Origin of the sequence: Sphaerisporangium rubeum, assembly GCF_014207705.1 — a bacterium.
GTDB classification, from domain to species: Bacteria; Actinomycetota; Actinomycetes; order Streptosporangiales; family Streptosporangiaceae; genus Sphaerisporangium; species Sphaerisporangium rubeum.
Genome location: NZ_JACHIU010000001.1, coordinates 5,681,035 through 5,701,953, shown reverse-complemented (window position 1 = coordinate 5,701,953; position 20,919 = coordinate 5,681,035). Strand labels below are relative to the sequence as shown.

The 20,919-nt window shown below is 69.7% G+C and carries 20 protein-coding genes; 16 read left to right on the top strand and 4 right to left on the bottom strand.

Annotated features, from left to right (window positions below):
- Positions 1 to 124 precede the first annotated feature (124 nt).
- The 12 genes from BJ992_RS24195 to BJ992_RS24140 all read left to right on the top strand — a co-directional run bounded on the left by BJ992_RS24195 (position 125) and on the right by BJ992_RS24140 (position 14,207).
- On the top strand, positions 125 to 547 hold the full coding sequence (locus BJ992_RS24195; RefSeq protein ID WP_184984724.1) for a Fur family transcriptional regulator: 423 nt from the start codon (positions 125 to 127) through the stop codon (positions 545 to 547).
- An 89-nt stretch (positions 548 to 636) separates the two neighbouring features.
- Positions 637 to 2,367: a lysine--tRNA ligase gene (lysS, locus tag BJ992_RS24190; RefSeq protein ID WP_184988877.1), complete on the top strand. Its 1,731-nt coding sequence runs from the start codon at positions 637 to 639 to the stop codon at positions 2,365 to 2,367.
- 220 nt (positions 2,368 to 2,587) lie between these two features.
- Complete coding sequence (locus BJ992_RS24185) at positions 2,588 to 4,375, top strand: ABC transporter substrate-binding protein (RefSeq protein WP_246496763.1); 1,788 nt, start codon at positions 2,588 to 2,590, stop codon at positions 4,373 to 4,375.
- Positions 4,376 to 4,378: 3 nt separating this feature from the next.
- The gene (locus BJ992_RS24180) at positions 4,379 to 5,410 is read left to right on the top strand and encodes an ABC transporter permease (protein WP_184984719.1); all 1,032 of its coding nucleotides are present in this window, start codon (positions 4,379 to 4,381) and stop codon (positions 5,408 to 5,410) included.
- Positions 5,411 to 5,432: 22 nt separating this feature from the next.
- The gene (locus BJ992_RS24175; protein WP_184984718.1) at positions 5,433 to 6,335 is read left to right on the top strand and encodes an ABC transporter permease subunit; all 903 of its coding nucleotides are present in this window, start codon (positions 5,433 to 5,435) and stop codon (positions 6,333 to 6,335) included.
- Positions 6,336 to 6,339: 4 nt separating this feature from the next.
- Complete coding sequence (locus BJ992_RS24170; RefSeq protein ID WP_184984715.1) at positions 6,340 to 7,422, top strand: ABC transporter ATP-binding protein; 1,083 nt, start codon at positions 6,340 to 6,342, stop codon at positions 7,420 to 7,422.
- Entirely contained in the window at positions 7,419 to 8,534 is a 1,116-nt protein-coding gene (locus tag BJ992_RS24165) for an oligopeptide/dipeptide ABC transporter ATP-binding protein (protein ID WP_184984713.1), read from the top strand. The genes BJ992_RS24170 and BJ992_RS24165 overlap by 4 nt, the downstream gene beginning before the upstream one ends.
- Positions 8,531 to 9,436, top strand: a complete 906-nt coding sequence (locus tag BJ992_RS24160; RefSeq protein ID WP_343072831.1) for a GNAT family N-acetyltransferase — start codon at positions 8,531 to 8,533, stop codon at positions 9,434 to 9,436. Before BJ992_RS24165 ends, BJ992_RS24160 begins: the two co-directional genes overlap by 4 nt.
- The gene (gene murQ, locus BJ992_RS24155) at positions 9,433 to 10,401 is read left to right on the top strand and encodes an N-acetylmuramic acid 6-phosphate etherase (protein ID WP_184984711.1); all 969 of its coding nucleotides are present in this window, start codon (positions 9,433 to 9,435) and stop codon (positions 10,399 to 10,401) included. The genes BJ992_RS24160 and murQ overlap by 4 nt, the downstream gene beginning before the upstream one ends.
- A 77-nt stretch (positions 10,402 to 10,478) precedes the next feature.
- A complete protein-coding gene (locus BJ992_RS24150; protein ID WP_184984709.1) occupies positions 10,479 to 11,477 on the top strand; it encodes a pyridoxal-phosphate dependent enzyme in 999 nt (332 codons plus the stop codon).
- Between the two features lie 89 nt (positions 11,478 to 11,566).
- Positions 11,567 to 12,841, top strand: a complete 1,275-nt coding sequence (locus BJ992_RS24145; protein ID WP_184984707.1) for a cytochrome P450 — start codon at positions 11,567 to 11,569, stop codon at positions 12,839 to 12,841.
- Between the two features lie 418 nt (positions 12,842 to 13,259).
- Positions 13,260 to 14,207, top strand: coding sequence for a hypothetical protein (locus BJ992_RS24140; protein WP_184984705.1), 948 nt, complete (start codon positions 13,260 to 13,262; stop codon positions 14,205 to 14,207).
- Between the two features lie 99 nt (positions 14,208 to 14,306).
- Here the strand turns inward: BJ992_RS24140 and BJ992_RS24135 are convergent, their stop codons facing one another.
- On the bottom strand, positions 14,307 to 15,086 hold the full coding sequence (locus BJ992_RS24135) for a WHG domain-containing protein (protein WP_184984704.1): 780 nt from the start codon (positions 15,084 to 15,086) through the stop codon (positions 14,307 to 14,309).
- A 61-nt stretch (positions 15,087 to 15,147) separates the two neighbouring features.
- Between BJ992_RS24135 and BJ992_RS24130 the strand changes: the two genes are divergently transcribed.
- The 3 genes from BJ992_RS24130 (at position 15,148) to BJ992_RS24120 (ending at position 16,975) form a co-directional block, all read left to right on the top strand.
- Positions 15,148 to 15,735: a hypothetical protein gene (locus BJ992_RS24130; RefSeq protein ID WP_184984702.1), complete on the top strand. Its 588-nt coding sequence runs from the start codon at positions 15,148 to 15,150 to the stop codon at positions 15,733 to 15,735.
- A gap of 216 nt (positions 15,736 to 15,951) precedes the next feature.
- On the top strand, positions 15,952 to 16,566 hold the full coding sequence (locus tag BJ992_RS24125) for a helix-turn-helix domain-containing protein (protein WP_184984700.1): 615 nt from the start codon (positions 15,952 to 15,954) through the stop codon (positions 16,564 to 16,566).
- Positions 16,547 to 16,975: a hypothetical protein gene (locus BJ992_RS24120; protein ID WP_184984698.1), complete on the top strand. Its 429-nt coding sequence runs from the start codon at positions 16,547 to 16,549 to the stop codon at positions 16,973 to 16,975. The genes BJ992_RS24125 and BJ992_RS24120 overlap by 20 nt, the downstream gene beginning before the upstream one ends.
- Before the next feature lie 160 nt (positions 16,976 to 17,135).
- Here the strand turns inward: BJ992_RS24120 and BJ992_RS24115 are convergent, their stop codons facing one another.
- Both BJ992_RS24115 and BJ992_RS24110 read right to left on the bottom strand, forming a co-directional pair.
- Positions 17,136 to 17,348 (bottom strand): DUF397 domain-containing protein, encoded by a 213-nt coding sequence (locus BJ992_RS24115; protein WP_184984696.1) that lies wholly within the window; start codon positions 17,346 to 17,348, stop codon positions 17,136 to 17,138.
- A complete protein-coding gene (locus tag BJ992_RS24110; protein WP_184984694.1) occupies positions 17,339 to 18,160 on the bottom strand; it encodes a helix-turn-helix domain-containing protein in 822 nt (273 codons plus the stop codon). The genes BJ992_RS24115 and BJ992_RS24110 overlap by 10 nt, the downstream gene beginning before the upstream one ends.
- A gap of 781 nt (positions 18,161 to 18,941) precedes the next feature.
- Here BJ992_RS24110 and BJ992_RS24105 point away from each other — a divergent pair.
- Positions 18,942 to 19,373, top strand: a complete 432-nt coding sequence (locus tag BJ992_RS24105; RefSeq protein WP_184984692.1) for an ATP-binding protein — start codon at positions 18,942 to 18,944, stop codon at positions 19,371 to 19,373.
- Positions 19,374 to 19,424: 51 nt separating this feature from the next.
- Here BJ992_RS24105 and rox read toward each other — a convergent pair whose 3' ends face one another.
- A complete protein-coding gene (rox, locus tag BJ992_RS24100; protein WP_184988870.1) occupies positions 19,425 to 20,852 on the bottom strand; it encodes a rifampin monooxygenase in 1,428 nt (475 codons plus the stop codon).
- Positions 20,853 to 20,919 lie beyond the last annotated feature (67 nt).

Here is a 20,919-nt window from a genome sequence, read left to right as displayed (position 1 = left end):
GGCGGAGGACCCGGGAGAGATCGGGGTGCTTGGTAGTGTTCTTCCTGACGCCGGGGGGACGCGCGCGCCCTCGCCGCGTCAGGCACGCAGGGCCGCGTAGCGAAGGCGGGTGACGACGCTCAGCATGACCACGCCATCACCTCAGTCATCCCCCGCTCGGGGCACACGGGTGCGCGGCACCCGGCAGGCCGAGGCGCTCGTGTCCGTCCTCGGCAACCTCACCGGTTTCCACAGCGCGCAGGACATCCACGCCGAGCTGCGCCGCAGGGGCGAGCGTGTCGGCCTCACCACGGTGTACCGCCACCTGCAGGTCCTCAGCCAGGGGGACACGGTGGACGCGATACGCGACGAGAACGGCGAGACGCTGTACCGCCGCTGCAACACCGGCGGCCACCACCACCACGTCACGTGCCGCGCCTGTGGCCGCAGCGTCGAGGTCGAGGGCACCGCCGTGGAGCGCTGGGCCGAGCGGGTCGCGGCCGAGGCGGGGTTCGTGGACGTCGACCACACCGTCGAGATCTTCGGCCGCTGTCCCGACTGCGCCTAGACCCGCCGTCCACAGGTGGGACTCGCCACCCCGGCGGGTCCGGGACAATAGGCAGGGTCAGCTTTCCGAGGAAGGAACCGATCGTGGCTATGAGTGCTGAGGCCGACTGGGTCTCACGATTCGCGGACGAGGTCATCGCCGAGGCGGAGCGTCGCGCGCCTGGCAAAACGATCGTCTGCGCGTCGGGGCTCAGCCCGTCGGGTCCCGTGCATCTCGGCAACCTCCGCGAGGTCATGACGCCGCACCTGGTGGCCGACGAGATCAGGCGCCGGGGTCACGACGTCGTCCACATCGTGTCGTGGGACGACTACGACCGGTTCCGCAAGGTCCCCGCCGGCGTCGACTCCTCGTGGTCGGAGCACATCGGCAAGCCGCTGACGTCGGTGCCGGCCCCGCCGGGGAGCGAGTACCCCAACTGGGCCGAGCACTTCAAGGCGCCGATGATCGCCGCGATGCGTGAGATGGGCATCGAGGTGCGCGGCATCAGCCAGACCGAGCAGTACACCTCAGGCGTCTACCGCGAGCAGATCCTGCTGGCCATGCGCGAGCGGGCCCGCATCGACGAGATCCTTGCGCGCTACCGCACCAAGGACAAGCCGGCCCCTGAGAAGCTCGCCAAGCCCGCCAAGCAGGGCCCGATGGACGAGGCGGACGCCGCGGCGGCGGCCGAGGCCGCCGAGGGCTCGGGGGCCGCGAGCGAGGACGACGGCACCGCCGCGGCGGGGTACTTCCCGTACAAGCCGTACTGCTCGGTCTGCGAGCGCGACCTGACCACGGTCACCGGGTACGACGACGCGACCACCGCGCTGTCCTACACCTGTCCCTGCGGTCATTCGGAGACCGTGCTGCTGTCGGAGCACAATCGCGGCAAGCTGGTGTGGAAGGTCGACTGGCCGATGCGCTGGGCCTACGAGGGTGTGGTGTTCGAGCCGTCCGGCGTCGACCACCACTCGTCGGGGTCCTCCTGGGTGGTCGGCGGCCAGATCGTGCGCGAGATCTTCGGCGGCGAGCAGCCGATCGGCCCCATGTACGCGTTCGTCGGCATCAGCGGCATGGCCAAGATGAGCAGTTCCAAGGGGGCCGTGCCGACCGCCGCCGACGCGCTGCAGATCATGGAGGCGCCGCTGCTGCGCTGGCTGTACGCGCGCCGCAGGCCCAACCAGTCGTTCAAGGTCGCCTTCGACCAGGAGATCCAGCGCATGTACGACGAGTGGGACACCCTCGGCCGCAAGGTCGCCGAGGGTGTGGCCCAGCCGGCGGACGTCGCGGCGCACACCCGTGCGTCCTCCACCGCCGCCGGCCCGCTGCCGGTCACCCCGCGTCCCCTGCCGTACCGCACGCTGGCCTCCATCGTGGACGTCACCACCGGCGACCCGGCGCAGACCCTGCGCATCCTGCGCGAGCTCGACCCGGCCGACCCGATCACGTCCCTCGACGAGGCCCGGCCCCGGCTGGACCGCGCGGCGCACTGGATCACCACCCAGGTCCCGGCCGAGCAGCGCACCCGCGTGCGCGACGAGCCGCACGCCGAGCTGCTCGCCTCGCTCGGCGAGCGCGACCGCGAGTCGCTGCGCCTGCTGCTCGACGGCCTGGACGACCACTGGTCCCTTGAGGGCCTGACCACGCTGGTGTACGGCGTGCCGAAGGTCCAGGCGGGCCTCAGCCCCGACGCCAAGCCGACCCCCGAGCTCAAGGTGGCGCAGCGTGAGTTCTTCGCACTGCTGTACACCCTGCTCGTCGGCCGCGACACCGGCCCCCGCCTTCCCACGCTGCTCCTCGCGGCCGGCGCGTCCCGCGTCCGCGGGCTTCTCGGGGGCTGAGCCCGCCGCTGCCGTGACCTGACACGGCGTGTTCCCCTCCACGAAGGACCCCGGCCACCGCCGGGGTCCTTCGCCGTGTCTTGGGGTCCTCGCAGGTGCGTTTGTGCAGGTGAACAGGGGTAGGTAAAAAAGCTTCATGCTAGGATGGCATAGAGAAAAGATTTGACCGGTCCACCCTGGCGCCCGTATGGTCTCGGCAATCGGGGACCTGGAGCACACTTTGAAGCGACGACTCGCAGCGGTCGCGGCCTTCGCCGCGCTCGCCACGGCCACCGCGGCATGTGGCGCCACGGAAAACGGCGCCGCCGGTCCTGGCGGCATCTACACCACCATCGACGGATCGAAGCAGATCGACGCGACCGCGCCGATCAATCCGTTCAACCCGCAGGGCAGCACCTTCGCGGGCTACGACGCCATGTCGCTGGCCTGGCCGAAGAACAGCCTGCTCGACGCCGACCAGTTCTACCCCGGCATCGCCGAGAGCTGGACGGTCACGCCGGGCCAGGGGGAGGTGGTCATCCACCTGCAGCCGGACGCACGCTGGTCGGACGGCAAGCCGGTGACCAGCGAGGACGTCCGGGTGTCCGTCGGGCTCGCCTACACCCAAGGCGGCAGCGCGTACACCGTGAACGCCGGGGCCGCCGGCGCGGCGGCCGACATCACCGTCGTGGACGGCAAGACCATCAAGGTCACGCAAGGGTCCAACCGCAGCAACGCGTTCCTGCGCAACGTGCTGTCCACCATCGTCGTCCCGGCCCACGTGTTCGGCCACCTGCTGCCGTCCGATTTCTGGCAGACGCTCACGGCCGCCAGAGGCACCGGCCCCGCCGCCGAGCAGGCCAAGGCCGCCATCACCGGCCTCGGCCAGCGCGTCATCGCGTTCGCGCCGGCCAAGGACGTCTCCGCCGGGCCGTTCGTGCTGGAACGCGTCAACCCCGGTGCCGCGCTGCTCACCAAGAACCCCTACTTCTACGACGCGGACCGCATCGCGCCGAGCAAGGTGAAGGTCCTCAACTACACCGGCAACGAGCAGATCTGGAACTACCTCGTCTCCGGCAAGCTCGACAGCGCGCCGTTCACCGCCGTGCCGGCCGCCGTGATGCACCGCATCGAGCGCACCCCCGGCAACGAGGTGCGCAAGGGCTATTCCCCGGTGGCGGCGGCGCTGGCGTTCAACCAGTCGCACAAGCCGTACGACAACCTGCACGTACGCCGCGCGCTCGCCTACCTCATCGACCGCGGCCAGGTCACCAAGGTCGCGTCCCCGGAGGCCGGCACACCCGCCGTCACCACCTCCGGCATCCACGCCAGCGCCGCCAAGGCGTGGCTCGGCGACGGCCTCGCCACGCTCGACCCCTACAAGGTCGACCCCGCCGCGGCCGACCGCGAGCTGAAGGCCGCCGGCATGGTCAAGCAGGGGGGGTTCTGGGCCATGCCGGACGGCTCGCCGTGGACGGTGCGCATCAACGTGCCGGCGTCGTTCTCCGACTGGGTGGCCGCCGCCAAGTCGGTCGCCAGCCAGCTCGGCGACCACGGCGTGCGCGCCTCGGTGGTCACCTCGGCCGACTACATCCTGTACCTCGACGAGCTCGCCGCCGGCAAGTACGACGTCGGCTTCTGGCTGATGGGCCTCGGCCCGTCGCCGTACAACATCTTCCAGCGGCTCTACGGCTCGGCCAACGGCTGGCAGCTGCTCGCCGGCCGCCTCACGCACGTGCCGGCCGGCACGCAGGGAAACTGGATGGGGGGACCGGAGACGGCCGGCGGGGTGAACCCCGGCGAGCTGACCAACCGGCTCAACCTCGCCACCCCCGAGGAGCAGAAGCGCATCGTCGGCGACCTGGCGAAGTTCACCAACGAGCAGCTTCCGGTGATCCAGATCTACGACTACGTCAACACGCAGTTCGTCAACACCACCCGCTACACCGGCTGGCCGCCGCCGGGCAGTGAGGCGCTCCGCCTGCCTGCCGGCGTGTGGATGCAGCTCGGCATGATCAAGAAGAAGTAGCGCATGAAGACACCTCCGCCCCGGGGCCGGCTCCGGGCGAACGCCGTCACGCGACGCGTCATGGGCCACCTGGCCCGCGCGCTCGCCATGATCTGGGTCGTCACCACGATCAGCTTCGTGATCATCCGCAGCATCCCCGGCGACCCCGTGCGCGGCCAGTACGAGAAACTGATCGAGCGCGGCATGTCACCGGACGCGGCCGAGCGGGCCACCGCCGCGTTGTACGGCTTCCTGCCGAAAGGCACGTTGTGGGAGCAGTACACGCAGTACCTCGGCGCGCTGCTGCGCGGCGACTTCGGCCAGTCGCTCAGCACACCGGGTACCGAGGTCACCACGCTCATCGGGGCCGCCGCCAAGTGGACGATCCTGCCGGTGCTCGGCGGCACGCTGCTCAGCTTCCTGCTCGGCGTGACGTTCGGCGTCTACGCCGGCATCAAGCGGTCCGGCAAGCTCGGCGACCTGCTGTCCATCTCGGGTTCCCTGCTGCACGGCGTGCCGCAGTACGTCATCGGCCTGCTCATGCTGGCGATCTTCACCACGTTGTGGCCGATCCTGCCGGCCGGCGGGCCGGTGGACGTCGAGTTCGTCCCCGGGTTCAACGGGCCGTACCTGGCCTCGCTGGTGCAGCACGCCACGCTGCCGGTGCTGACGTACGCGCTCGCCAGCTACGGCGGCTGGGTCCTCGCCATGAAGTCCAGCGTGGCGACCGTGCTCGGCGACGACTTCATCCTCGCGGCGGAGCTGCGCGGCCTGTCGCGCGGCGTGCTGTTCCGGTACGTGGCGCGCAACGCGATCCTGCCGCTGTTCACCATCCTCGCGTTGTCGCTCGGCATGCTGTTCGGCGGCGCGATCTTCATCGAGCGCATCTTCAACTACCCGGGCCTCGGGCTGCTGCTCGTCAACAGCATCGGCGCGCGCGACTACGCGCTCATGGGAGGCACGTTCCTGATCACCACCGTGGCGATCATCGTGGCGAACATCGCGGCCGACCTGCTGTACGCCGTGATCGACCCCAGGGTGAGGACGGCGGCGTGAGCCCCCGTGGAAAGGAGGCGCCGTGACGGCGATCCTGGAGAACACCGCACCGGTGCGGGTGTCCACCCGGCGCGACTTCTGGCGCGGCGTGCGCCGCGTGCTGCGCCGCAAGCCGAGCCGCATCGCCGGCGTGGTGATCCTCGCGCTGTTCGCGCTCATGGCGATCTTCGGGCCGATGGTCTACCCGTCGCCGCTGCCGAGGGACGACGACGCGCTGTACGCCGCGCCGAGCCTCGCGCACCCCTTCGGCACCGACTTCGAAGGCACCGACGTGCTGGCCCTGGTCGTCACCGGCGCCAGGTACGTCATCCTGACCGGTGTCGCGACCGCGGTCATCGCCGTCGCGCTCGGCACCGCGCTCGGCCTGGTCGCCGGCTTCCACCGGGGCCGCTGGGACTCGGTGCTGATGCGCCTCACCGACCTGCAGCTCACCATCCCCGGGCTGCCGCTGCTGCTGGTGCTCACCACGATCTGGAAGTTCGACAGCCCCCTGGAGATGGGCCTCGTGCTCGGCCTGCTCGGCTGGGGAGGCGTGGCGCGCGCCGTGCGGTCCCAGACCCTGTCGCTGCGCGAACGCGGCTTCATCGAGGCCGCGCGGGGCCTCGGCCTGTCCACCCGGCACATCGTCATCCGCGAACTCCTGCCAGGCATGGCGCCGTACATCGCCATGAACGTGCTCATCGCGGTCACCGGCGCCATCTACGCACAGGTCGGACTGTTCTTCCTCGGTGTGCTGCCGTTCGACTCCAACAACTGGGGTGTGATGCTCAACCTCGCCGTGTTCGGCGGCGGCGCGCTCACCAGCACGGCCGCGCTGCCGTACCTGCTGGCCCCGCTGCTCGCCATCCTGCTGCTCACGCTCGGCATCGTGCTGATCGTGGACGCCATGGACGAGATCTTCAATCCCCGGCTACGTGAGGACTGACGCGATGACCACCACCAGCCGCGTCCCCGTCACCCTCGTGACCCGCGCCGCTCCCGGCGTCGAGGTACGCGACCTGACCGTCGTCTACAAGACGCCGCTCGGCGAGCTTCCCGCGCTGCGCGGCGTCAGCATGATCGTCGAACCCGGCACCATCACCGGCATCGTCGGCGAGTCCGGTTCCGGCAAGTCCACCCTGGCGTTGTCGCTGCTGAACGCCGTGCAGCCCCCCGGCAGGATCGCCGGCGGCAGCGTCGAGATCGACGGCCTCGGCGACGTGCTCACCCTCGGCGGCGAGGAACTGCGCCAGGCACGCGGCCGGCACCTCGGGTACGTCTTCCAGGCCGCGCAGAACTCCCTGAACCCGCTCAAGACGGTCGGCAAGCAGTTGCTCGACCTCGGCCGCTCGCACGGCGTGCGGGACGGCCGGGCCCTGGTGCGCGACGCCATGAGCCTGCTGGAACGCATGGGCCTCGACGGAGCGCGCGTCCTGGACTCCCACCAGCACCAGCTCTCCGGCGGCATGCGGCAGCGCGTCGGCATCATGCTGGCGCTGGTGCTCAACGCGCACCTGGTGATCCTCGACGAGCCGACCACCGCGCTCGACATGATCACGCAGGCGACGATCCTGCGCATCGTGCGCGAGGTGCACCAGGAGCGCGGCCTCACCACCTTGATGGTGACCCACGACATCGGTGTGGCCGCCGAGGTCACCGACCGCCTCGCCGTGATGTACGGCGGCCGGCTCGTCGAGCACGGCCCCACCCGCGAGGTGCTCGGCGCACCCCGCCACCCCTACACACAGGGCCTCATCCAGGCCATCCCGCGCCTGTCGGGGGACATCACGCAGGCCCGCGCGCTGCCGGGCCGGCCACCGACGCTCGGCACCCTGCCGTCCGCCGGCTGCGTGTTCCGCGAACGCTGTCCCCGGCGCATGGACGTCTGCGAGACCGACGACCCGCTCGCCGTGGCGCACGGCGACCGCAGCGTCGCCTGCCACGCCGTCGAACTCCCCACCCCCGGGGTCCGGGTGGAACGCGCCACCCCGGCCGCGCGGGTGCCGTCCGGAGCCGAGGAGGACCATACGTGATCAGCGGAACCGGTATCACCAAGACCTACCGCCGCAAGGGCGACCACACCGGGCCGCAGACCGTGCCGGCGCTGCGCGGCGTCGACTTCACGGTGCCGAAAGGCGGCGCGGTGTCGTTCATCGGCGAGTCCGGGTGCGGCAAGACCACACTCGGCCGTATCGTCGCCGGTCTGGAGACGTACGACTCCGGCGACATCGTCATCGGCGGCGTGCCGATGACCCCGCTGCGTCCACGCAAACGGGAACCGTACTTCCGCCGTATCCAGCTCATCCACCAGGACCCCTACTCGGCGCTCAACCCCAACCGCACCATCCAGCAGACCCTGCGCGCGCCGCTCACCCTGCGCGCACGGCAGACCGGCCGCTCCGGGTCGTGGGTCGACGAGCGGGCCGCCGAACTGCTGGCCCTGGTCGGCATCGACCCCGGGTACGTGCTGCCGCGCTACCCGCACCAGCTCTCCGGCGGCATGCGCCAGCGGGTCGTCATCGCGCGGGCCCTCACCGTGGACCCCGAGATGCTCGTCGCCGACGAGTCCGTCTCCATGATCGACGTCTCCATGCGCCTGAGCATCCTCGCTCTGCTGAAGGACCTGCGCGAACGCCTCGGCGTCAGCCTGCTGTTCATCACGCACGACATCGCCACCGCGCGCTACATCGGCGACGGCAGCGAGCTGTACGTCCTGTACCGCGGCCAGGTCGTGGAACAGGGCCCCACCGAGACCGTCATCACCGGCCCCATGCACCCCTACACCCAGGCCCTGCTGTCGGCGATCCCCGTCCTGCACGGCCTGGAACGTCCGGGTGCCGACCGCGTCGTCCCCACCGAGGCCCTCGACGAACGCCGTCCCGACACCGGCTGCCTGTTCGCGCGCCGGTGCCCCTTCAGCACGCAGCGCTGCTACGACGAACACCCCGAACTGGCCCACTGCCTCGACCCGGCCCACGAACACGCCTGCTTCCACCCGCACCGCCGCCAGGTCATCCCCCTGGAACTTCACGCCGGCACCCCCGTCCACCGGGGACCCGCCGACGGGGGATGCGGCGCGGCCGGAACGGCGACCGGCGACGCGACCGGCGCGGGGAGCGCCGGCCGTGTGAGGACCACCGCGTGACCGGTATCCGTCCCATGGCGACCGGCGAGCTCGACGCGGTCGCCGGGCTCGCCTGGTCGGCCCTGAGCCTGGACGCCGGCGAGGCCGGGGCCCTGGTCACCCACCTCGCCGCGCCACCGCCGGACCGGGACTGGGCCGCGCTCGTGACCCCGGACATGGACGGCGTGGCGTTCGTCTCGACCTCCGCCACGACCCCCGGCGCCGGCCACGTGGACCTGCTCGCCGTCCACCCCGCCGCACGCGGCCACGGCCTCGGCAAGGCCCTCGTCCACGCCGCCGAGGACTGGCTGCACGACCGCGACGTCCACGAGGTACGCCTCGCCGGCAACCCGCCGTGCTACGCCTGGCCCGGTGTCGACGTCCGCTACACCCCCGCCGTCTGCCTCGCCGAAAGCCTCGGCTACCAGCGGTACCGCACCGCGTGGAACATGACCGTGGACCTCACCGCGCTCCCCACCGCGCAGGAACCCGACCTGGCCCGCCTCGCCGAGGCCGGGGTGGAACTGCACTCCGCGCACGACCCCGGCGACCGCGCGTCGGTGGCCGGCTTCGTCCGCGACCACTGGAACGACTCCTGGGCCTGGGAGGTCGAACAGTCCACCGGCTGCCACTACGCCGTACGCGACGGCGAGATCCTCGGCTTCGCCGCCTGGGGCACCCGTCCCGGCTGGTTCGGCCCCATGGGGACCGCCGAACAGTCCCGCGGCCTCGGCGTGGGCCGCGTCCTGCTGCGCCGCTGCCTCAACGACCAGGCTGCCACCGGCCAGCGGGAGGCCCAGATCGCCTGGGTCGGCCCCATTCACTTCTACGCCAGGGCCATCGGCGCACGCGTCGAACGCGTCTTCTGGTCGTTCCGCCGTTCCCTGACCGACCCCGGCCTCCCGGAAACCGAGGAGTCATGACCCGACCCGCCACCGACGCCGTCCGCCACCACGCGACCGACCCGGGCCGCCGCGCGACCGAGCAGACCGACCCGGGCCGTCGCGCGACCGAGCAGACCGACCCGCGTTACAGAGCCATCGACCGCCTCCCCACCGAGGAGATCGCCGGCCTGATGAACGCCGCCGACGCCACCGTCCCGGCCGCCGTCGCGTCCCAGCTCCCGCAGATCTCCGCCGCCATCGACGAGATCACCACCCGCCTCCGCCAAGGCGGTCGCCTCCTGTACATCGGTGCGGGCACCTCCGGCCGCCTCGCCGTCCTCGACGCCTCCGAATGTCCCCCGACCTTCGGCACGTCCCCGGAAACCGTCCAAGGCGTCATCGCCGGCGGCCCCGAGGCACTGATCCGCTCCGTGGAAGGCGCCGAGGACGACGCGGAAGCCGGTAGGACCGCGATCGCCACTCACGCCGTCGGCCCCGGCGACGCGGTCGTCGGCATCTCCGCCGCAGGAAGGGCCCCGTACGTCGTGGCCGCCGTCACAGCGGCCCGTTCCCGAGGCGCCTACACCGTGGGCCTGTCGTGCAACGAGTCCACCCCGCTGTCCGCCGCCGCCGACCAGCCCATCGAAGTGATCACCGGCCCCGAGATCGTCACCGGCTCCACCCGCCTCAAGGCAGGCACGGCCCAGAAGCTCGTCCTCAACATGATCTCGACCATCACCATGATCAAATGCGGCCGCACCTTCGGCAACTACATGATCGAAGTCTCCGCCACCAACAACAAACTCGCCGACCGCGCCACCAGAATCGTCGCCGACATCACCGGCACCGACCCCCAGACCGCCAAGGAAGCCCTCGAAGCCGCCGACAACGAGGTCAAGACCGCCATCCTCATGATCGAGCACACCCTCCCTCCGCAAGCGGCCCGCCACCACCTGGCCGCCTCCGGCCACAACCTCACCACGGCCCTCACGACCCGCACCTGACCGCCGCCTCCGGTCCCAACCTCACGACCTCACTCGCGACCCGCACCCGACCGCCGACGGCACTACGCTGTCGTACCGTGCAGGAGACGCGCCTCGACACCGATCGCATCCTGGCGGCGTGCGAGGTGATCGACCCCGTCTTCCTCAACACCCCGCTGTACCGCTGCGAGGCGCTGGAGCCGCACCTCGGCTGCGCGGTGAGCCTCAAACTCGAAACGGCGAACCCGGTCCGCAGCTTCAAGGCCCGCGGCACCGAGCTCATCACGAGCCTGATCGCCGACGCCGGAGCGAGTGCCGTGGTGTGCGCCAGCGCGGGAAACCTCGGCCAAGCCCTCGCCTGGTCCGGCCGCAAGCGCGGCATCGTCGTCACCGTCGTGGCGTCCCGCTCCGCACCCGCCGTCAAGCTCGACCGCATCCGCGCGCTCGGCGCCAGACTGGAACTCGTCCCCGGCGACTTCGACCAAGCCCGAGAACGCGCCACGGCCTTGGCCGAGCACTACGGCTTCCGCCTGGTGGAAGACAGCCTGGACATCGAGACCTGCGAAGGCGCGGCGACCATCGGCCTGGAACTGGCCGACACCTCGCCTTCCTTCGACGCCGTCCTGATCGCACTAGGCGGCGGCGCACTGGCCACCGGCGTGGGCCACGTGCTGAAAGCCCTCGCACCCGGCGTCGAGGTGATCTGCGTACAGCCCCAAGGCGCACCCGCGATGACCCACTCCTGGCACAGCCGCCAGGTCGTCACCACCGACGCCACCGACACCATCGCCGACGGCGTAGCCGGCCGGAACCCCATCCCCGCCGTGCTCGACGACCTCCTCCTCGTGGCCGACGACGCCGTCCTCGTCCAAGAGGCGTCGATCACCACCGCCATGCGCCTCCTCCTCCACCACGCCGGCCTGGTCGTCGAACCCTCCGCCGCACTCGGCATCGCCGCGATCCTGGAGAACCCCACCCGCTTCGCCGGCCGCCACGTCGCCACCATCATCTGCGGCGGCAACGTCGACATCGACGCCTACCATCGCTGGGTCGGCGCGACCCCCGGCCGCCGCGACCGGTCACGGCCATGCTCATGATCACTCCTTACTTGTCGATGCGCTCGGCCGACGAGACGATGATTCGGTAGCCGGGACGGCTCTGGGTGACAGGGGCTGATCAGAGTGTTATGACCGACACGACGACAGTCGACCCGCAGGAGGACGAGCCGTCCATGGCCGCTACGACGCCTCTCGACGCGACCCCCATCAGTCACCCCTTCGACCGGGACGCCACCGGTGAGAACCGGCAGCCGATGTTCAAGAACCCCAGATACCACGAGATCAGGGAGGCCGGCACCGGAGTGATCGACATCGTCAGGGCGAACGGCACCGCGGCGAAGCTGGTGACGCGGTACGACGACGTCACGGCAGTCATGCGGGACCAGCGCACGTTCTCCCGGCACGCCGCACTGGACGTCGACGACGTCGATCTGGAAGGCACCTTGCTCGGCCTGGACGGAGTGGACCACGCCGCGGTCCGTGACGTCGTCAAAGCCGTTTTCACACCGAACGCCATCGCCCCGATGCGTCACCTGGTGGAGGAACGAGCGGCTGCGCTGCTGCGCGACATGACCGCCGGCGGTGACACGGCGGACCTGGTCACAGCGTTCGCGCTGCCGTTGTCGCTCGGTGTGATCGCCGACATGCTCGGCCTGCCTGAGGCCGACCGTTCCCGGTTCCGTGAATGGGTCGACCCGTTCCTCGCGACCAGCACCGCCACCAGGGAGACCACCGAGGCGGCGCAGAAGGAGCTCGCCGGGTACTTCGTGGCGCAGGTCATGCGGCGTCACAGCACCCCCGGCCCGGACCTGCTGTCGACGATCGCGGCCGCCGGCGGGTCCCTGCCGCCGGACCGTCTGATCAAACTGCCGATCGCGTTACTCGTCGGCGGCTGGGAATCGGTCGCCGCGTCCACCGCCACGTTCACCGAGGTACTGCTCACCCAGCCGTACGAAGGCCACGACACCGCGTACGCCTACCTGACCGAGCACCCCGGAGCCGTACCCGGAGCCGTCACCGAGCTGGAGCGAATGTTCTCCACGACGGCCGCCGACAACATGCCCCGCCGGGTCCTGCGCGAGGTCATCCTCCCGAGCGGTGCCGCTCTTCACCCCGGCGACGTGGTGATCACTTCCCATGACGCGGCCAACCACGACCCGAGGGTGTTCCCCGACCCGATGCGGATGGACTTCGGCCGCACCCCCAACCGCCACCTGTCGTTCGGCCACGGCGCACACCACTGCATCGGACGCCACCTCGGCCACATCGAGCTCACCGTCGCGGTCGGCCTGCTGACCGCCGAACTCCCCGGCCTGCGACTGGCCGTCCCCGCCGACCAGGTCCCCCGCAGATCCGGCCACCTCATCCCGGGCCCGGCCGAGCTCATGGTCACCTGGGCCTGACGCTGCCGTTCCCGACGTCGATGCCGAACTGCTGACGGACCTCGCCGTCGCTGTACGCGATGACATGGCGGGGATCGCATGTAGATGCCGACCAGACCCGTGACATGTCTCCAGGAATGGGTCCCGCGCTCGGCCGTGTCGCCGTGATACCGGCCGGTGACGTGGCGTGAGGCGTCGTGAAGGTCACTGTTTCGTTCCCCTGCGGCGGCGTATTGGCGAAGTCCCGGGCCGGACGGATCCTGGAGATCGTCGGGTTCGACATCGTCGTCGCCGGGCCTATGGCCGGCTGCGGCCGCACACCTCCGGATCGTCGTCCGGCGTTGGCCTGGAGACCCCCCGGCGGGCCGCTCCTCGGCCTTCTTCGAGGGGCCGGCCCCCACAGGCAGGGCAAAGGGCGCAACGAAAGGGAAACCGCACAATGGTCGAGATCGCGTCCACACCTCTGAAGGCCCCGGAAACCACCTCTCCCTACCCCAGAAGGCGCGCACTGATCGTCGCGCTCAGCGTGCTGGCGGGCTTCCTGCTCACCGTGGTCTGGTCGGCGACGTTCGTCGACTCCGTCATCGGCGACAGCGTCGCCAACTCCCTCCTCGGACACGACGCCAAGGAGGTGCCGATCGCCGGTGTCGCGGCCGGCCTCGCGTTCGCCCTGGCCACCGGCCTCGCCGGCAGCTTCACCGCCTGCAACGTCGCCGTCTTCGGCGCCGTGGCCCCGCTCATGGGCCAAGGCGGCAGCCTGGGTGGCCGCATCAAGGCGGTCCTGCTCCCGCTGCGCTGGCTCATCGCCGGCATGGTCGCGGTCTCCGCCGTGTACGGCGCGATCGTCGGCTTCGTCGGCACCAGCATGCCGCAGTTCGACACCGCGCCGACCGCCGCCGGCCTGTCCCCGCGCAGCATCCAGTCCATGGTCGTCTTCGGCGTCATCGGCCTGGTCTTCGTCTGGCTCGGCCTCGCCGCACTCGGCCTCGTCAAGGACCCGCTTGAGCGCGTCTCGCAACGCTTCCCCGGCGCTCGCATGCTGGTCATGGGCATCCTGATCGGCGGCTTCCTCATCGGCCGACCCTTCGGTCTCTTCCGCCAACTCTTCCGCGACGCCGCCGAAAGCGGCAACCCCCTGTACGGCGCCGGCGCCTTCGTCCTCCAGTCCCTCGGCAACATCGTGATCATGGTGGTGCTCGCCGTCATCATCGCGATCGTCGCCGGCGGCCCCATCGGCCGCTGGATCGCCGCCAAACCAAGCAGAGCCGCTCTGATCGTCGCCGTCTCCTTCATCGTCGTCGGCGTCTTCACCTTCATGTACTGGGACATCCGCCTCCTGGCCCGCCGCGAGATCATCCCCTGGTACCCCGTGGCCCCCTGGGCCTGAGCCGACCGTGTCCGCGAGCCCACCCCGGGCTCGCGGACACGGACACGCACGTTCGCTCGGTGCCGCCGCCACGCGAGTGTGGCGTGGTGGCGGCACGTGCTAGCGCAGACCGGAGAGCAGGAGGGAGAGTCCGTCGGTGAAGAGGTGTTCACCGGCTTCGGGAGCACCGAGGAGCCAGCCCGGCAGGGAGCCGCGGGTCGTGTGGGTGAGCTCGATGCTGACCATGCCGTGGATGGCGGTCCACAGCAGGTAGCCGGTGCGGCGCGGGTCGGGGGTGCGCAGGGTGCCGTGGGTGACGGCGTTCTCGATCTCGGTGACGAGGAACGGGAAGGTCATGCCGATGGCGCGCAGGCGCAGTTCGGGAGGTGGGTCGAAGTCGGGGATGGGTCGTTCGAACATCAGCGCGTACAGCGGGGGATTGCGCAGGGCGAAGCCGCGGTAGGCGAGGGCCAGAGCGGTGATGCGGCGGGCCGGGTCAGTGGCGGAGGTTCGCCGGACGGGGCCGGAGGCGGAAGGTCGCCGGACGGGGTCGGCGGCGGATGCGCGCCGGGCCGGGTCGGAGGCGGTGGTCGGCTCGGCCGGCGTGAGGTCGGCAGGTGTGGTCCCGTCGTCGCGGTGGTCGCCGGCGGCGTGGGTGAGTGCGGCACGCAGTTGCTCGAAGCCGTCGAGGTAGACGGCCTCCAGCATGCCGCCGCGGCCGCCGAAGTGGGTGTAGATCCCCATGGTCGAGGAACCGGCGGCCTCGGCGACACGGCGCACGGTGAGTTCGGCGGGACCGTGCTCGCGCAGGACGCGCTGACTCGCCTCGACGAGGCGGCGGCGCAGGTCGGCGACCGCTGCGGGAGTTTCTTTCGGAGTGCTTACGTCTCTTGCCGCCACCGGATCCACCGTAGTTGCATAACGAGCGATATAACGTACGTTATCCAGCCTTGGAGGCCCAGTGACCCCCCTGCCTCTCTACCGGTACGCCGGCGTCGCCGCCGTCACGTGCGCGGTACTGCTCGTCCTCAACGCCGCTCGCCGCGGCGGCCTGGTGCCGGAGAACGCCGTCACCCACGCGATCGCCCCGTTCGCCGCACTGATCGGCCTGCTCGCCTTCGTCGGCATCTACCTGTGGCAACGCAAGGAGACCGGCCTACTGGGCCTAATAGGCTTCGTGCTCAACGCCGCCGGCCTCGCCGGTGCCTTCGCGATCGAGTACATCATCCACTTCGTCTTCCCCTACCTCACGTCCGCGCAGGTCACCGCCATCATCACCGGACCGACCGCACGCGCCTTCCTGGTCACCGCGGCCTGCCTGATCGCAGGCGTCCTCCTGTTCGGCATCACCGGCCTACGCGCCGCCGTACTCCCCCGCCCCGCACTCACCCTCTACATCGCCGGCATGATCCCCGGCGCACTACGCAACCAGATACCCGAGCCCCTCTACCTGTCCGGCCTCGTCCTGGCCGCCGTCGGAGTCGCCTGGCTCGGCGTCACCCTGTGGCGCGCCTCAACCGTCCCCCGCGCGATCGCAACATCCCACTGAAACCACCCGAACGACTCGGCCGGGACGGCGGCGACCCTCCCGGCCGGTGCAGGTTCCCGCCATGGCGAGCGGACAGTGTCATCCCTAGGGCAGCGTGGTCCCAGAACTCCGCACCTTGTAGGAAGGCATCAAGTCGAGTCCAACGTTCGACTGGAACGGGCCGCTGACAGGCCAGCTCGCTTCCATTCCCAGATTGCGCAAGTTATCGTCAGCAATGTGGGAACGTCAGCACCCGACCTACTGCCCATCTTCCGATCCCGGTTCCAAGCCGATCTGCTGACCAGGGTCTATCTCTCCCCTGAACGCGAATTCTCGATCACCGAGCTGTCCGCACTGCTCGACCACCCGATCAGTACGACGCAGCGCGAGGTGGACCGGCTGGTGGTGGCCGGCCTCGTCACCGAACATCGGGTCGGTCGTACCAGGCTGATCCGCGCCAACACCGGCACGGCCGTCTACCGTCCACTGGCCCAACTGCTCGCCGCGTCGTTCGGCCCTCCGGCGATCATCGCCGACGAGTTCGCCGCCGTGAAGGACATCCACGCACTCAAGATCTTCGGCTCCTGGGCCGCTCGCTACCACGGCCACCCCGGCCCCCAGCCCGTCGACATCGACCTTCTTGTCATAGGCTCCCCCCTTCGCGGAGACGTCTACGACGCCGCCGAGCGCGCAGAGCACCGTCTGGGACTTTCCGTGAACGCTGTGATACGTACAGTCATGTCGTGGCAGTCTTCTGCTGACGGCCTGATCCAGCAGATCAAGGGATCCCCCGTCCTCGACGTAGCGACTCCCCCCGGCCCGGAGGCCCAAAGTGCGCTGGACTCTCGGTGAAGACACCATCCGACGTCTACTGACAGAGCGTGAACTTCAACGCGTCCAACTGGCTCGCGAGACAGCGAAGACCATGCTTGCGGCAGCGGAAAGTCACCTGGCGTCGGTGGGGAAGATCCGCGATGACGATCCCGAGGGTGCCTACACCCTGTGCTACGACGCCGCCAGGAAAGCCTGTGCCGCGTTGCTGCAAGCTCAAGGCCTGCGTGCCACCTCGGCGGGAGGTCATATCGCGCTCAAAGATGCCGTGGTCGCTCAATTCGCCTCCACTCCTGAGGGCCGTCCACTGCGTCGCCTGGACCAGATGCGCAGGCGCCGCAATGTGGTCGAGTACGGCTCTCAGCCAGGTGAGTCGGTCACCGCGGCCGAGCTCTGCGGTCAGGTGATGACGCGACTGGATCTGTTCTGATCAGGTCGTATCCCTCGCTTGGTTCCCCGAGGGCTTCCGGCGTGGAAGGGACGCCTTCAAGTCGAACCGGCTGTTCGACATCGAGTCCATGGGGTTCCGCCAGGTGGAGACCTGGACCGCGTTCCGAGCTCACTGACCGGACACCGCTAGAGGTGGACGCTCAGAAGTCGAACTCGCCTTTTTTGGCGCCGTCGATGAAGGCGTCCCAGACGCTTGCGGTCACTACGAAGGGGGTCTTCTCTGGGGCTTCGGTGTCCCGGAGCCCTACCCGGCCCTCGGACAGGGGAGCCACTTCGAGGCAGTCACCCTGGTTGGGGCCGCTCTTGGTGGCTTTGCGCCAGGTGGCGTTCTTCAGTTCGTCACTCAGGTCCATCGCTTCTCAGCCTCCCTGATCAACTCGATCGAGTGGGGCTGGGGCTGCGCCTCAGCCCGTACGGTGTCGTAGCTGCTCTGGATCACTTTGACGTCTTCTGGACGAGTTGAGACGTGTCCGTGAGTCGCGGATTCGATGTACACCGTATCTGGAGTGTCCGGCATCTGTGCGATGACAAATCCCCCTAGTAGTCCCGTCGTGATGCCAAGAGTGGTAGGAACAACCTGAATACCGATATGCGGGGATTCGATGGCATCCAGGAGTCGGCGGACCTGGTTACGCATGATGGTCCTTCCGCCGATCGGCCGATGGAGCACTCCCTCGTCTATCACGGCCCAGAGCATGGGTGGAGCTTCGCGAGCGAAAATCTGCTGGCGCTCCAGCCGTGCATTGACCGCTTTCTCCACTTGGGTAGTGGTTATTCCCGCTTCTCCGCGGATCACGGCCCGCGCGTAGTCCTCGGTTTGGAGCAGGCCGGGAATGACGAGTGGCTGCCAGGTGTGGAGGGTGTGCGCCTCCTCCTCGACTTCCAGCCAGGTTCGAAACCAACGAGGGCTGGCGTCTCGGGTCAGTTGGGTCCACAGGTGAAGAAGCTCTCCGTCGGCGCGCAACGCGTCGTCGCAGCGTTGGGCCAGGTTGCGGCTTGGGGTGCGCTCTCCGCGCTCGATGAAGGCCAGCAGGCTCCGGCTGAACTGGGTCATGTCCGCCAGTTGCTGTTGAGTCACTTGCGCGCGCATGCGGCGTTCGCGGAGTTCGTCACCAAAAATGGTGAGGGACTTGACGGATGGGTCATTGGATCGCCGTATGGACATTTCGACTCCGTCCGATGGGGGAGGGTTTCGGACACGGCAATGGCACAGATGCATGTACCAAAGTGTCTCGGCGGTGTGCCTGAGTTCTCGGTGCACAAGTTAGTCCGGTGGCGGCAGGCTGTGAAGCATGTTGAGGAGCGAACGTCCGGCGCTCCTCTATATGGGCTCGTGCCATAGAGATACGTCGAGAAATTCGCCGGACATGTCCGGATAAAGGGGTGCGAATTGCAGACCGAGAGTAGACCGTTGCCTATCCCCGGCATGTATGTGGCCTATCCGCCGGAAACAGCTTTGTCACTTGGCGGCAAGCCGGATCCATTGAGGCGCCGCAGAGGTGCGGTGGGGGGAGGGTGATGGCGTGAAGTGGGACTGGCCGGTCGGGGTGCGGCGGCGGGGGCGGCATCGGCCGGGGGTGGTGCCGGTACGGCGAGGTGTGCGGTGCTGGGACGTTGCGCAGAGGGCTCAGGCTCGGGGGTTGGGGCTGGTGGAGCCGGGGTGGGTTGTCTGGTACGGGGTGGGGTCCCGGCGGTTCTACGCGGTCGCGACGTGGCCGTCGCCGGGGTCGTCGCCGCTGTGCGCGGACAGCTCGGATGAACTTCGCGATCTGATGCGGGAGGCCGAGCTGGCTGCTTCGGGCCGGTCCGCGGCCGGGCCGGGGGGCTGGGGCCGGCCGGGAGGCGGTGGGACGGGCTTGTCGGCCGGGGTCGCCGAGGGCCGGACGGTGCGGCCGGGGGTTCTCGCGCTTTCCTCTGTCAGTCATACGACGCCTCATGGAGCACCGATGACCGGGACGCAAGAAGACGATCTTCGTACCGTCTGCTGGGATCTGCCTGACGATCTTTCGGTGGTCGGGAAGGCTCGCGCCATGGTGAGGGAGGTCGTCACCGGGTGGGGGCTGTCCGAGCTCGCCGACGACATTCTGCTTGTCGTGGGGGAGTTGCTCGCGAACGCGTTCACTCACGGCCGGTCGCCGGTGAGGCTGTCACTGTGGTTCACGGCTCGGGACTTTTGTGTCCGTGTCACCGACCACGGTGCGGAGTCGCCTCGCCGGCTTGAGCTCGACCCTGAGGCCGTGCACGGCAGGGGGCTGACCATTGTGCGAGCACTCACGCACGGGACCGGGGTCACGCCGCTTCCTGACGGTGGCGGCAAGACGGTCTGGTGCCGGTGGGATCTGCCGGTGCGGACGGCGGACGTCCCGGACGGTGGGTGAGACGGCCGGCCGGTGCGGGGGTGGCGCACCGGCCGGGGTCGCGGGACGTACTCAGGCGGTGGGGGTGCCGAACCAGCGGGGGAGGTGGGTGAGGAGGTCCTGCTGGTCGTCGCCGGTCCAGGCGACGTGGCCGTCGGGACGGAGGAGGACGGCGGGGGTGTCGAGTTCTTCGCTGGTGTCGGTGACGTGGTCGACGCGGTCCTGCCAGCCGGCGACCGAGAGGGTGCCTGTCTGGTCGAGGAGGAGGCCGCGGCCCTTGTGGGTCAGGTCGTAGAGGCGGGAGTGCTTCAGTTCCAGGTCGCGCAGGCGGCGGCCGAGGAGGGGGTGGCCTTCGCCGAAGTCGTAGCTGATGTTGATGGCGGTGATCTTCTCGATCAGGTGGCGGTTCACCTCGTCGAAGTCCAGCAGTTCCGACAGCAGGCGGCGCAGGGACTGCGCGGCGGGGGTGGTGGCGAGAAGGGCCATCTGGGCTCGGGTGTTGTCGAGGACGTCGGCGGCGACGGGGTGGCGTTCCGCGTGGTAGGTGTCCAGGAGGTCGTCCGGGGCCCAGCCGTTGATCTCGGCGGCCAGTTTCCAGCCGAGGTTGAAGGCGTCCTGGATGCCGAGGTTGAGGCCCTGGCCGCCGGTCGGGGGGTGGATGTGCGCGGCGTCGCCGGCGAGGAACACGCGGCCGGTCCGGTAGCGCTCGGCCTGGCGGGTGGCGTCGCCGAAGCGGGACAGCCAGCGGGGGGAGTGCGCGCCGAAGTCGGTGCCTCCGTACGCGCGGAGCTGCTGTCTGAACTCCTCCAGGGTCGGGGGGACGGCACGGTCCTCCGCCACGCTTTCCGCGGGGACGAGGACGCGGTACACGCCGTCGCCGAGCGGCATCGCGCCGAAACGGAACTGCGTCTTGCGGACCTCGGCCCCCACGGCGGCGATGGTTTCCAGCGGCGCGGTCAGTTCCATCTCGCCGAGCAGGGTGTCGGCTGTGCTGGGCTCGCCGGGGAACGGGACGCCGAGGAGTTTGCGCACGGTGCTGCGGCCACCGTCGCAGCCGACCAGGTAGCGGCAGCGCAGCCGCGTGCCGTCGGCGAGTTCGGCGGTCACGCCGTCGTCGTCCTGGGTGAGGCCGGTCAGTTCACTGCCGCGGCGGATCTCGGCGCCTGCCTCGACGGCGTGCTCGGTCAGCAGGCGCTCGGTGACGGGCTGCGGGATGCCGAGGATGTAGCCGTGCGCGGTGTCCAGGCCGCCGGGTGACGGCTTGGTGAGGCCGGCGAAGATGCTGCCGAGCGGATGCCGCTTGCCGACCGCGAGGAAGCGGTCCAGCAGGCCGCGCTGGTCCATCACCTCGATGCTGCGCACGTGCAGGCCGAGGGAACGGACGTACTTGGCCGGCTCCAGGTCCTTCTCCAGGACCAGCACGTGCACGCCGTGCAGCCGCAATTCGGCGGCCAGCATCAAGCCGGTCGGACCGCCTCCGGCAATGATCACGTCGAACATGAACCCCCCGTTCGCTTTGGTGGTGTCGTGGTTGAGACGCCGTGAGCACGCCTGCGTCGAGTGCGCC

Bases quoted from the DNA above. Each gene is read 5' to 3' on its own strand.
- BJ992_RS24145 (WP_184984707.1), top strand. From the start codon at position 11,567: ATGACCGACACGACGACAGTCGACCCGCAGGAGGACGAGCCGTCCATG.
- BJ992_RS24195 (WP_184984724.1), top strand. From the start codon at position 125: ATGACCACGCCATCACCTCAGTCATCCCCCGCTCGGGGCACACGGGTG.
- BJ992_RS24115 (WP_184984696.1), bottom strand. From the start codon at position 17,348: ATGGACCTGAGTGACGAACTGAAGAACGCCACCTGGCGCAAAGCCACC.
- lysS (WP_184988877.1), top strand. From the start codon at position 637: ATGAGTGCTGAGGCCGACTGGGTCTCACGATTCGCGGACGAGGTCATC.
- murQ (WP_184984711.1), top strand. From the start codon at position 9,433: ATGACCCGACCCGCCACCGACGCCGTCCGCCACCACGCGACCGACCCG.
- BJ992_RS24140 (WP_184984705.1), top strand. From the start codon at position 13,260: ATGGTCGAGATCGCGTCCACACCTCTGAAGGCCCCGGAAACCACCTCT.
- BJ992_RS24170 (WP_184984715.1), top strand. From the start codon at position 6,340: ATGACCACCACCAGCCGCGTCCCCGTCACCCTCGTGACCCGCGCCGCT.
- BJ992_RS24180 (WP_184984719.1), top strand. From the start codon at position 4,379: ATGAAGACACCTCCGCCCCGGGGCCGGCTCCGGGCGAACGCCGTCACG.
- BJ992_RS24110 (WP_184984694.1), bottom strand. From the start codon at position 18,160: ATGTCCATACGGCGATCCAATGACCCATCCGTCAAGTCCCTCACCATT.
- rox (WP_184988870.1), bottom strand. From the start codon at position 20,852: ATGTTCGACGTGATCATTGCCGGAGGCGGTCCGACCGGCTTGATGCTG.
- BJ992_RS24105 (WP_184984692.1), top strand. From the start codon at position 18,942: ATGACCGGGACGCAAGAAGACGATCTTCGTACCGTCTGCTGGGATCTG.